Annotated in this window: 4 protein-coding genes and 2 pseudogenes; 2 read left to right on the forward strand and 4 right to left on the reverse strand. The window is 65.4% G+C overall.

Annotated features, from left to right (window positions below; translation table 11 throughout):
- Positions 1–576: 576 nt before the first annotated feature.
- Entirely contained in the window at positions 577–753 is a 177-nt protein-coding gene (locus ABZU32_RS40495) for a hypothetical protein (protein ID WP_354931991.1), read from the reverse strand.
- A 133-nt stretch (positions 754–886) separates the two neighbouring features.
- Here ABZU32_RS40495 and ABZU32_RS40500 point away from each other — a divergent pair, with 133 nt between their 5' ends.
- A complete protein-coding gene (locus ABZU32_RS40500) occupies positions 887–1,864 on the forward strand; it encodes a helix-turn-helix domain-containing protein (RefSeq protein WP_354931994.1) in 978 nt (325 codons plus the stop codon).
- A 182-nt stretch (positions 1,865–2,046) separates the two neighbouring features.
- Here the strand turns inward: ABZU32_RS40500 and ABZU32_RS40505 are convergent.
- From ABZU32_RS40505 to ABZU32_RS40515, 3 genes and pseudogenes are all read right to left on the reverse strand, one after another.
- Positions 2,047–2,608 (reverse strand): annotated as a pseudogene (locus tag ABZU32_RS40505) (IS630 family transposase); the annotation flags it as partial.
- A gap of 57 nt (positions 2,609–2,665) precedes the next feature.
- A complete protein-coding gene (locus ABZU32_RS40510) occupies positions 2,666–3,031 on the reverse strand; it encodes a hypothetical protein (RefSeq protein WP_354932000.1) in 366 nt (121 codons plus the stop codon).
- A 9-nt stretch (positions 3,032–3,040) separates the two neighbouring features.
- Positions 3,041–3,312: pseudogene (locus ABZU32_RS40515) on the reverse strand (IS3 family transposase); the annotation flags it as partial.
- Between the two features lie 907 nt (positions 3,313–4,219).
- On the opposite strand from ABZU32_RS40515, the gene ABZU32_RS40520 reads away from it, so the two are divergent.
- Complete coding sequence (locus ABZU32_RS40520; RefSeq protein ID WP_354931997.1) at positions 4,220–11,476, forward strand: RHS repeat-associated core domain-containing protein; 7,257 nt, start codon at positions 4,220–4,222, stop codon at positions 11,474–11,476.
- Positions 11,477–11,918 lie beyond the last annotated feature (442 nt).

An 11,918-nucleotide genomic window follows, 5' to 3' on the forward strand; every position in this document is an offset into this window, starting at 1 on the left:
GAACCGCTCTTGTGTCGGGACCTCGGCGAAGCTGACCACGTCCACGGCTTCTCCACATCGAAGTATCGCTCCGGAGCCGACCCAGCATCACGGATCAATCTCCCGCACACAACCCGCACGGCTCTGGCTTTGTACATGAGTCGCGACAGCGTTTATGAGTCAGCTGCGACAGCGGCCGCGTAGACCGCTCGGCTGTGTTGCTAAGTGTTGACAGCATCCAGCTGGTTGCGGTGCGACTATCGAGGTGCTACGGAGCGTGAAGGAGCCCCGTGCCTCGCATGTCGAAGGTCGAGCTGTATGCGGCGATCCGCCGTGACGCCCGCGGCGGCCTGGCCCAGACCAAAGCGCGAGCCGAAGAACACATTGCAAGTTAACGGTCGCAGACCGCATCCGAGCTCGCGCCAGGGCTCCCGACCTGAGGCACGCCCGACCTGGTCGGCCTGCCCGGCAAGGTTCCGCGCGGCCTGGATGTCGTCCGCCATACCGGTCATTATCGGGAGCCGACATAGGGACGAGGTGAGCCGACACCGGCTGACGCGAGCCGGCACCGACTGAGGCCGACGGCGGCCGCAGCGGTCACCGAGACGTCCAGTCGAGGGTGATCGTGCGGCGTACCCCGGCCTCGATCATCGCCTGGGAGCGATGCTGGCCGTTGGTGTACGAGGCGTGCGCGAATGCCGGCCACCGTCCGTCGTGCCCCAGCACGATGGAGGCCCTGTTAGCCCCTCGGGCTCCCCACAGCACCCCGATCATCGGCGATCAAATATCCGATCCACAGGTCTTGACGATTGCTCATCGTTCGGGATGAAAAGGCTTACTGGAAGCAAATGGTACTGTGACCGGGTGTTGGCTCCATAACGCGTCGGACTGGATGGGGGCGTCGCAAATGGCTATCAAGGAATTTAGGACCGAGAGTCTGGCCCCTGAGGATCGCTTTCCCTCCTGGTTCGAAATGGCGTCGTCGACTCACGTGTCGTCCCGGATCCGGAGTGACAGCGAAGCCGATTTCCAGGCGTCGGTCAGGGTGCTGGACTGTGCCGAGGTGCAGATATCGGCACTGACCCACCCGACGGTGCGGGCCGAGCGGACCGCGAGGCTCGTTCGGCAGTGCGATCCCGAGGTCTATCTGTTCCAGCTCATAGTTCGCGGTGGCGGGGGATTGGCCCAGAACGGCCGAAGCGGTGTCTTCGGTGCAGACCACTTTGTCATCATCGATTCTTCACAGCCGTACCAAGGATGGCGATCAGCGGAAGACGGTGTCAACGAGGCCGTGGTCGTCCAGGTCTCCCGCGCGTCGCTGGGGCTGCGCTCCACCACCGTCGCACGGCTCGCCGCGGTACCCTTCTCCGCCAAGGAGGGCATCGGCGCCGTGCTGGCCGGCCACCTCGTCGAGCTGATGAAGAACGCCTGCGACTACACCAGGTCCGATACCGTCGCTTTGGGCGCCGTCACGGTGGACCTGATCGCGGCGGCCTGCGCCCACCAGCTCGACGCGACGGCCTGCCTGTCGCCAGAGACGCGGCAACGGGCTTTGCTCGCCCAAATCCACCGCTTCATCCGCGATCGGCTCGCCGACCCCGCCCTGACGGCGGACCTCATCGCCGCCGCCCATCAGATCTCCACCCGGTACCTGTACAAACTGTTTCGAAGCCAGGACATGGCCGTCGCAGCCTGGATACGCCACTCACGACTGGAACGTTGCCGCCACGACCTGGCCGATCCCGCCCTGCGCTCCCGTTCGATCCAGACCATCGCGACCTGCTGGGGCTTCACCGATGGCGCGCACTTCAGCAGGCTCTTCCGCGCCGCGTACGGTATGTCCCCCAACGACTATCGGCATCAAGCCGGCACGACGACGCCGTGAACGTCTATCACCCCGGCTACCGGAACGCGGATCCCGGGCACCTGACCCGTCATCAGTGGCAAGGCAACAGGGGTGACCAACCCCGGTCGTGGATCCGGGGCGGTGAGGTAGGCCCAGACTCGGTGGCGCGCCGGCGGGGATGCCCTGGTAGCCGACGCGGTCGGCGAGCGCGGTCACGATCGCTAGTGTCCTGCGTCTGAAATTCGTCGGCAATATCGTGCGAGGGATTCGAGGATCTCTTCTGCGGTCTTCTTCCACACGAACGGGCGTGGTTGTGGTTCCACTGGTCGATCCAGGCGCGGATGTCCTTCTCCAGGGACTGGACGCTCTTGTGGACCCCACGCCTGATCAGTTGGTCGGTCAGGAAGCCGAACCATCGTTCGACCTGGTTGATCCATGAAGAGCCGGTCGGGGTGAAGTGCATGTGGAAGCGGGGATGCCGCGACAGCCACGCCTTGATCGCCGGAGCCCCTTATGGGTGCCGTAGTTGTCGCAGATCAGATGGACGTCCAGCTCGGCCGGCACCGTCTTGTCGATCGTGAGGAGAAACTTCTTGAACTCGGTGGCGCGGTGCTGGCGGTGCAGTTCGCCGATGACGCTGCCATCGGCCATGTTGAAGGCGGCGAACAGGCTGGTGATCCCGTTACGCACGTAGTCGTGGGTGCGCCGCTCGGGCATGCCCGGCATCATCGGCAGCACCGGCTGCGACCGGTCCAGCGCCTGGATCTGGGATTTCTCGTCCACACAGCACCCCTCCCGATCACGGAAGGGGCCTTTTGTTAACAGGCCTGCTAATAGAGGCTACTCAGGCGCCGCCATCCCCATCGCCCCGGCGAAGACATCGGCCACTGCCGTCTCCGCACAGCGGATCACGCCGCGCTGTGCCGCGGACCAGCCCGGCGATGCCCGGCTCACCCCGCTAGATGGTGCAGCAGACACCGGCAGGTTCTCGCGGCGGAGCTGGTGGTAGATCGTGCGGGCGGCGTAGCAGTGGGAATTGTCCTGGTAGATGCGGGCGATCTCTTTCTTGGGACGCTCATCGGGCACCGCTCGCGCAGATGGTGGACGGCTATGGGCCGCGTAGTACCTCGACGGCGCGGTTAGCAAGACCCGGCAGAGCGGCTGGACGCCGAATCGGTCGCGGTGGGCGACGATGAAGGCGTTCATCTGCGCGGCCGAGGGCCGAGTTTCCTAGCGAAAAGAGCAGACGCCGCCTTCAGGATCTCGCCGGCCCGGCGCAGCTCGCGGACCTCGCGCTTCAACTCGGCGGTCCGCCTGGCCTCATCGGTGCTGGTGCCGGGTCGCTTACCGCCGTCGACCTCGGCCTGCTTGACGGCCTGGCGGACCCATTTCCGCAGCGTCTCGGCGGTGCCGATGCCGAGTTCGGCGGCGACGTCGTTGATCGCGGCCCACCCGGTCGGGTAGTCCGGACGCACCTCGGCGACCATCCGCACCGCGCGCTTACGCAGGTCCGCGGGGTAGGGGACTCGGCTGCCATGACTCGATCCTCTCAACCGCACGAGCCTCCAACGAAGCCGGAGAGCTTCACACCGAGACTGTGCACGAAACGACAACAAGTGTGCAGAAAAAGACAAGACACTATTCTCTATCACTTGCATGCTGATTCCAGCTGATACTGGAGATCCGGCGAAGCGGATCGTCACTCGGGATGAAAATGGCTCACTCAACAGAACCGCACCGGCACGGCATCTATGCATCAATCGGTGCGACCGCAACACCAAGCGGTCCTCGCCGAGCGTTGTAGGCGAACCGGTCGCCAGCGAGACGACCAAGGGAGCGGCCATGTGCCATGAGGGCACATCAAGGCCGATGCCTTGGTCCATTAGCTTGAGTGCTGATGCTGATGAAGGCGGCGTCAGGTGATCCGACCATGCTCACGATCGCGGTCGAGCCATCGATAAACGCGCCGTCTCTATAGTAAATGCCTGAAAGATCCGGCGTGCCATTGAGTGATCGTCTGCATGTGTGACGAACATGAGATCTCCGGGTCAAGAAATCCGGCCTTTCACCCCTGAACGCGGCTCATTTGAGAATCGCCTTGTTGTCCCGACCTTTAGAGAGGCCGACATGCCCTCCCCTCGACCGCCGTTCGCATCTCCTGTCCGAGCGCATCTCCCAGCCTTTCTTTTATTGGTAGTTCGATTGATCGCCGTGATGCTGGTGGTACTGTCGCCGAGCCTGTTAGTGGTTACGGCGAGCCCCGCATCGGCAAGTTCCGGAATTGGCAGCGCGTTTGTGGAGCTACCCGTAGGCGACGCGCCTGACCAGTTGTCCCGGTCGGCGGCAGGGCGGCCTCATCTCGTCCCTGCGGAGATGACCAGATCTACTTTTCCAGTGAAGGAGCGAGCGGCGGGTCATTCCAAGGCTGTCGTGCCGGGCGAGAGGCGTAATGCTGTTCCCGAGGTACCGCGCGCGGTTGGTGAACCGCACTTCCACCGGCTGAAGGCCGACACCGTGAGCACCTCGGAGAAGAAGCTGAAAGGGGTTGGTAAGCCGGCCTCATTGAGCCCGTCGTCAGCGGGCGCGTCGCCGTCGAGTCTTCTGGGTGCGTCGTCCTGGGATTCGCCGCCGGACATCTTGAATATGCTGCCGGGAAACAACGCCCGGGTGGGTTCGCTGCGTCCGCTTCTATTCGCGGAGGCCGCGACGGTCGACGGTTATCCGTCCTCTACTCCCACCTACAAATTCACTATCTGTGCGGGTGAGTACGAGGATTGGGACTGGTGTGAGGAGTCGCCGTGGCAGACCGCGCAGACGTGGCGGCCTCCGGCGGGGAGGCTGAAGTGGGCGACGGAGTACTACTGGGGGATCGAGGCATCTGACGGGGGCGGTGCCTCGGTAGGGTCGTCGTGGTATCTGCTGCTGACCGGTGTCGAGCAGCCGGGGATCACCTCGAACCTCGCCGCCGGCACCGACGGGCGCGAGTTCAACCACCTGGTCGGCAACTACACCACCTCCCAGACCGACGCGTCGGTGCCGGGCGCCGGTCCGTCGCTGTCGGTTACGCGGTCCTACAACAGCCTCGACCCGCGCACCACCGGCCTGTTCGGCGCCGGATGGTCCACCCTGTACGACATGCGCCTGGAGCAGGAGGCCGGCCTTCCGGCGACCCTGCTGGTCACCATGCCGAGCGGCCGGCAGATGCGCTTCGCCGACAACGGGGACGGCACCTTCCAGCCTCCACCCGGCGAATATCTGACGCTGGCGACGGTCGCCGCAGGCGGCTGGCGGCTGATGGACAAGTCCGGCATCTCCTATATGTTCGACAGCTCCGGTCGCCTGTCATCTCTGACAGACCAGCACGGCCGTGGGTTGCAGCTGACGTACACGGCGGGCAATCTGTCACAGGTGAGCTCGACGCCGAGCGGGCGGCATCTGACCTTCACATGGTCTAGCGCGCATGTGTCCTCGGTCAGCACCGACTCGGTCAACGGTGCTCCGCTGACGTGGAACTACACCTACACCGGCGACACCCTGACCCAAGTCTGCGCGCCCGTCACGGCTCCTAACTGCACCACTTACGCGTACGGGACCGGCTCGCACATGCGCAGCGCGGTCTTGAACTCCGACGCGGGCGGCTACTGGAGGCTGGGCGAGTCCAGCGGTGCCACCGCGGCCAGCGCCGTGGCGACCAACTTCGGCGACGACAACGCGACTTACTCCTCCGGCGTCACCTACGGCGTCCCCGGCGCGCTCGCGGGAACCAGCGATACCGCGGTCCGTCTGGCCGGCTCGTCCTATGTGAAGGTGCCCGACTGGTCACTGGTGCAGCGCGGCGGCTACATGTCCGCGGAGGCATGGTTCAAGACCACCGGCTCCGGCGTCGTCCTCGGCTACCAGGACGCCTCGATCACCGGGTCGTCCTCGTCGTACGTGCCGGCCATCTACGTCGGCACCGACGGGAAACTGCGCGGCCAGTTCTGGCACGGCACTCGCGCCCCGATCACCTCGGCCGGCACCGTGAACAACGGCGCCTGGCACCAGGTCGTCCTGTCGGGGGCAGGTAACTCCCAGACTCTTTACCTGGACGGCGCGGTCGTCGGCACGCTGTCGGGAACCATCGATCACGGGTATATGCAGTACGCCCAGTTCGGCGATGGCATCGCCTCGTCCAGCTGGCCGTCGTCCAGGAGCACAAAGGGCCGGTTCGGCTTCACCGGTGACCTGGATGAGGTGGCCCTTTTCGATTCGCCGATGACTCTGGCGCGGGTCAAGGAGCACTACGCGGCCCGGCTCGCCAGGCAGCAGCTGACCTCGGTAACGCTTCCGTCCGGCAAGGTGTGGGCGTCCAACACCTACAACGTCGCGATGGACCGGCTCGCCACCCACACTGATGGCAATGGTGGTCTCTGGCAGCTCGGACTTCCGGCGTACTCTCGCTGGAGCACCGGCGCCGAAGCGCTGATCACGGTCACCGACCCCAGGAACAACACGGTGGTCTACGGCCACGACCCGCTCCGCGCGCAGCGGCTGTACGCCGTGCAGGACCAGTCCGCCCAGATCACGTGGTACGAGTTCGACACCGGCGGCTTCATGAACAAGATCATCGATCGGAACGGTCTGGTCACCGACCTCGGTTACGACAAGCGGGGGAACGTCACCACCGCCAAGAGATGCCGTTCGGGCACGAGCTGCCACGTCGACTTCTACTCCTACTACCTGAACGCGGCCGACCCGCTGGATCCGCGCAACGACCAGCTCACGGTCTCCCGCGACGCGCGATCGTCCTCGCCCACCGACGACACGTACGCGACTAAACGCGAGTACACCGGCGACGGCGAGCTGGCGAAGGTCACCACTCCGGCCACTCTCGACTTCCCCAGTGGCCGGTCCACGACCTACACCTACACCGACGGCACCGAGGCCGCGGTCGGTGGTGGCTCGACCCCGGCCGGTCTGCCGAAGATCGCGAAGCAGCCCAGTGGCGCTCAGGTCACCTACCACTACAAGTCGAACGGTGACCTCGCCGACACCACTGACCAAGCAGGTCTGCTCACGCGGTTCGGCTACGACACGCTCGGCCGCACGACCAGCCAGACCGTTGTGTCGGCGGCGCAGCCCGCCGGGGTGACCACCAGCTACGCCTACGACGGCCTTGGCCGGCTGACCAAGACGACCGCCCCCGGGGTCACCAACGAGGTCACCTCGGCCACGCACACCGCGGAGGTTCGCACCGCCTTCGACGCGGACGGCAACCCCACCTCCTCCACGCTCGACGACCTCACCGGGACCGACCCGGACCGCACCACGACCTACACCTACGACACCTTCGGCCGGATCAAGACGATGACCGGCCCGGAGGGCGGCGTCACGCAATACTCCTTCGACGCCACCGGCGCGCTGATCTCCTCAACGAGCCCCACCGGCACCGTCCTGCAGTACGGCTACACGGCGCGCGGCGAGAAGGCCACGGTCACGCTCAAGGGTTGGACGGGCAGCCCGACCAACCCGCAGCCGGCGACCGACGTGGTGCTGAAGTCCTACGCCTACGACCCCGGGGGCCGACCGGCCTCGGAGACGGACGCCATGGGCCGCACCACCCGGTACACCTACTGGGACGACGACCTGCTGTGCCAGAAGATCGCCGACGACGTCCGCCTCAACGGGTCGACCACGACTCGCGACGTCGTGCTTGCCTCCTACGACTACGACTGGGCGAACAACCACCTGCAGACGATCACCGGCGGCGGGAAGACGCGCACCGACTACGTCTACGACGCCGCCAACCGGCTCACCTCCCAGACCCTGGATCCGACCGGGCTCGCCCGCACGATCAGCTACGGCTACGACGCCGACGGCAACGTCATCTCCACCGCGAAGACCGCCACAGGAACCTCCCGCATCGAAAGCGTGACCGCCGAGTACGACAATGCCGATCGTCTCGTCAAGCAGATCACCGAGAACGGCGCCACCGACCTGGTCAGCACATGGAAGTATGACGACCGGGGCCTGGTCACCGAGGTCACCTCGCCACGGGGCAATGCCTCGGGCGTCGACAGGCTCGACTACACCACGCTCCAGCGGTACGACCCCATTGGGCAGCTCGTCGAGACCAAGCAGCCCCCGGTCGCCGTCGAGCGTGCGGGCGGTGCACCGGCCACCCAGCGGCCCACCGTCCGGTATGGGTACAACACAGCTGGTGAGCAGACCGATGCCGTCGATCCCGAGGGCCGAACCAGCTCCATGGGATACGACCGTGCCGGGCAGATAAGGACCGCGACGGCGCCTTCGTACACGCCACCCGGGGGCACGGCGATCACCCCCACCACCGGTTACGCCTTCGATGCGGCCGGCCGGCCCACCACGGTCACCGACTCGCGGGGGAACGTCACCACCAACACCTACGACGCCCTCGATCGGCTCGTCAGGGTCACCCAGCCGCCGGCCACCAGCGGAGCCACTCCCGGTCACGCGGACTACACCTACACCCTCGACGGCGAGCTGCTGTCGCTCACCGACCCGACCGGTGCCCGGACCGAGGCCACCTACGATGACTTGGGCCGGCAGATCACCTCCACCGTCATCGAGCGCAAGCCCACGACCGCGACGCTCACCTCGTACGCGACCTTCGACGACGCGGGCAACCTCCTCACCCAGAAGCGGCCCGGAGGCGACACCACCACCGCCACCGTCAACCCCGCGAACGAGACCACAGCGCTGACCGACCCGCTCAACCACACGACCACCTTCGCCTTCGACCTGGCAGGACGCCAGACCGAGGTCACCGACCCGCTTGGCCAGGCCAGCACCGTCACCTACGACCTGGCCGGCCGGGCCACCACGGTCAAGGATCTGGACGCCACCTCTGCCGTCCTGCGCACGAGGTCCATCGACTACGACCTCAGCGGCAACCCAACCAGTCGGACCGACGCCGAGGGGCACACCACCACCTACGACTTCGACGCCCTCGGCCGTATCAAGCAGATGGCCGAGCCAGTCAGCGCCGGCAGCTCCATCACCAGCTCGATGGGATATGACGCGGCGGGGGCCCGGACCCGATACACCGACGGCCGCGGCAACGCCACCATCACCACCTACAACAGTCTCGGGCTCGCCGAGTCGGTGATCGAACCCTCGACCACCCAGCACCCCAACGCCGCCGACCGCACATGGACCACGGCGTATGACGCCACTGGCAACCCCGTCTCGCAGCTCCAGCCTGGTGGTGTCACCATCACCAACGCCTTCGACAGCCTCGGACGGGTCACCCAGCAGGCCGGCAGCGGCGGTGGAGCCGCTCCGACCACCGCGAAGACCTTCGGCTACGACCTGGTCGGCCGCCCCACCTCCGCCGGCGATCTCGCCCTCATCCTGAACGACCGGGGCCGACTGCTGAAGACCACCAAGGGTGGGGTCGACCAGGCGACCTTCGCCTACGACGCCAACGGCAACCTGGCCCAGCGCGGCGACGCGGCGGGTACCACGACCTTCACCTGGGACGGCAAGGACCGGCTGAAGACGGCCGTCGACCCGCTCACCGGCGTCACCATCAGCTACGGCTACGACATGGCCGACCGTCTCACCTCCGCCGCGTACGGCACCGGCGGCCCGCAGCGTACCTACGGCTACGACGCCCTCGACCGGCCGACCAGCGATGTCCTCAAGACCGGCGGTGGCGCGGCGCTGGCGTCCATCACCTATGGCTACGACAAGGAAGACCGCCTGACCTCCAAGGTCACCTCCGGCACCGCGGGCGCGGGCGGCAACACCTACGCCTACGACTTCGCCGGACGCCTCACCTCGTGGACCAACCCCGCCTCCACCACGACCACCTACGAGTGGGACGCCGCGGGCAACCGCACCCGAGCCGGGGCGGACACCTTTACCTACGACGCACGCAACCGCCTCACCTCCGGCGCCGGCATCTCCTACACCTACACTCCCCGCGGCACCCTGGCATCGCAGACCACGAGCGGCGCTACCAGGACCTACTCCTTCGACGCCTTCGACCGGATGGTCAGCGACGGCAACGTCACCTACGACTACGACGCACTCGACCGCATGACCAGCCGCACCAAGGCCGGCGCCACCACCAAGTACTTGTACGCCGGCACCGGCAACGACCTGGCCGCCGTCACCGACAACGCCGGGGTGAAGCAGGAGACCTACAGCCGAGGCGCGTTCGGCGACGTCCTGTCCAGCAAGATCGGCACTACCGCGCCCCAGTTCCAGATGGCCGATCTGCGCGGTGACATCGTGGCCGGCTTCACCGCCGGTGCCACGAGTCTGGCCGGCTCCGCCGCCTACAGCCCGTTCGGCCAGGTCACCGCCACCAGTGGGACCCGATCCCAGCTCGGCTTCCAAGGCGAATGGACCGACGCCGACACCGGCGAGGTCAACATGCACGCCCGCTGGTACCAGCCCGGCACCGGCACCTTCGCCAGCGGCGACACCTCAATCCTTGATCCGGTGCCATCCGTCCAGGCCAACCGCTACACCTACGCCAATGCCTCGCCTCTCACCAACGTCGATCCCACCGGGCACTGGTCGGCCGAGGTCTGCCTCGGGGGTGCCGCCTGCGGTGGCGGATACATATGCAGCCAGGGCACCTGTCACGAGTCCGATTCGGCGGCTCGCTGGTGGACCTCCTACATGCAGTCGGATGAGTTTCTCGACGCCCAGCCTCAGCTCAATGAGACGGAAGCTCAAAGAATCGGTTACATGACCAATGGTCATCCGATCCCGGCCGCGGATTACTGGTACGCATCCAAGGATGCGAGAACGGCGTTCGAGGGGAAGTACCGTACCGCTGTGCGGATGGGTCTCAGTGATGAGAAGATCGCTCGTCTCTGGGGGAATGTCGTCGCCTATTATGATGGCGACAGCATGGGAGTGTATCCCGCGATGGGAGGAGCTTCCACGGCCGGCATGTTCACGAAAGGTGGAAAATCGAAGGTGTCGCCGTGTGCCGGGGATGTGACCTTGTCTCAGGCATGCAAGAACTCCTACATCCAATATTGCTCCAATCCGAACTCGAGTGCATGCGACAAGTATTTGGCGGACCTTACTCGCCACTCTTTCTGGACCGGCGTGCTGGACTTCAAGTTCCTGAAAGCCTCCATTTTCATCACCTACGAGATGGTCGTGAATCTCGATAGCGAGCAGTTCAAACTCATGCAGAAATGGAGAAGGGAGGCGTCTCTGATCGGTAATGCCAAGGCCCTCCTCAAAACCTTCGCCATTTTCCGCACCGGCGCCAAGTGGGATCACAAGCCATATCTCCAGTCCTTGCTGCACCTCTTGATTCATCGGGAAGATGGGGCTTTGGTGCCCGATAACCCCTTCTTGTACGTTTATGCCGACAGGAAGGGTAGGCAGGTCAGCTATGACATCTTCTCGAATATCCACTATGGGTTCATAATGGCGGCCCTATGGCCTAAGTGGGCGATGCAGTATGGTGCTCGGATGGTTGGCCGCCAGGACCAGGGTGACGAGATAGCACAACTGGCGGGGTATGACCTTTATGTTGACCTCCTCACTGCGGGAAGGGATCCAAGAAGTCTTACTGTGGGCGATCTGATCGGGAAGATCAATAGCACTCAGAGTAAGTGGTGCGCCGCCAAAGCCTGGGACCAGATTCGGGGGTGTTAGGATGGCGAGTAGGGGGAATCGGGAAATGCCGGACGGCAAGGAATGGAGGGAGTGGGACTACCCCTCCCACTTCGACACCGCCTATCAGGCTTCGGCAGCGCTCAGCACGGCCGACGACCCGGCACAGGTTCTCCGCATCATCCGGCGTGCCCGCCCAGCATCCTCATCACCTGCCTCGAGTGCGGTCTCCAGCACAACGAGCAGGGAGAGAAGTGGATACACCACTTCGACGCCCCAGAGCAGGCCCACACGGCCGTGACACGCGACGGTTGGATTCGCACCATCAGCGGCGACTACCGCTGCCCGGCCTGTACCTGACTCGCGACCACCTGACCGCTGACCGGCGGCATCGAGTCTAGACGTTAACCCCGGCCACCTGACATCACAAGGGGACGGCGCCCGCGCCGTCCCCTTTTCCATGCGCCCCCGGGCCCACCCCCTA

The sequence above is a fragment of the Sphaerisporangium sp. NPDC005288 genome (genome assembly GCF_040607475.1).
Taxonomy (GTDB): domain Bacteria; phylum Actinomycetota; class Actinomycetes; order Streptosporangiales; family Streptosporangiaceae; genus Sphaerisporangium; species Sphaerisporangium rhizosphaerae.

Bases quoted from the DNA above. Each gene is read 5' to 3' on its own strand.
- ABZU32_RS40495 (WP_354931991.1), bottom strand. From the start codon at position 753: ATGATCGGGGTGCTGTGGGGAGCCCGAGGGGCTAACAGGGCCTCCATC.
- ABZU32_RS40500 (WP_354931994.1), top strand. From the start codon at position 887: ATGGCTATCAAGGAATTTAGGACCGAGAGTCTGGCCCCTGAGGATCGC.
- ABZU32_RS40510 (WP_354932000.1), bottom strand. From the start codon at position 3,031: ATGAACGCCTTCATCGTCGCCCACCGCGACCGATTCGGCGTCCAGCCG.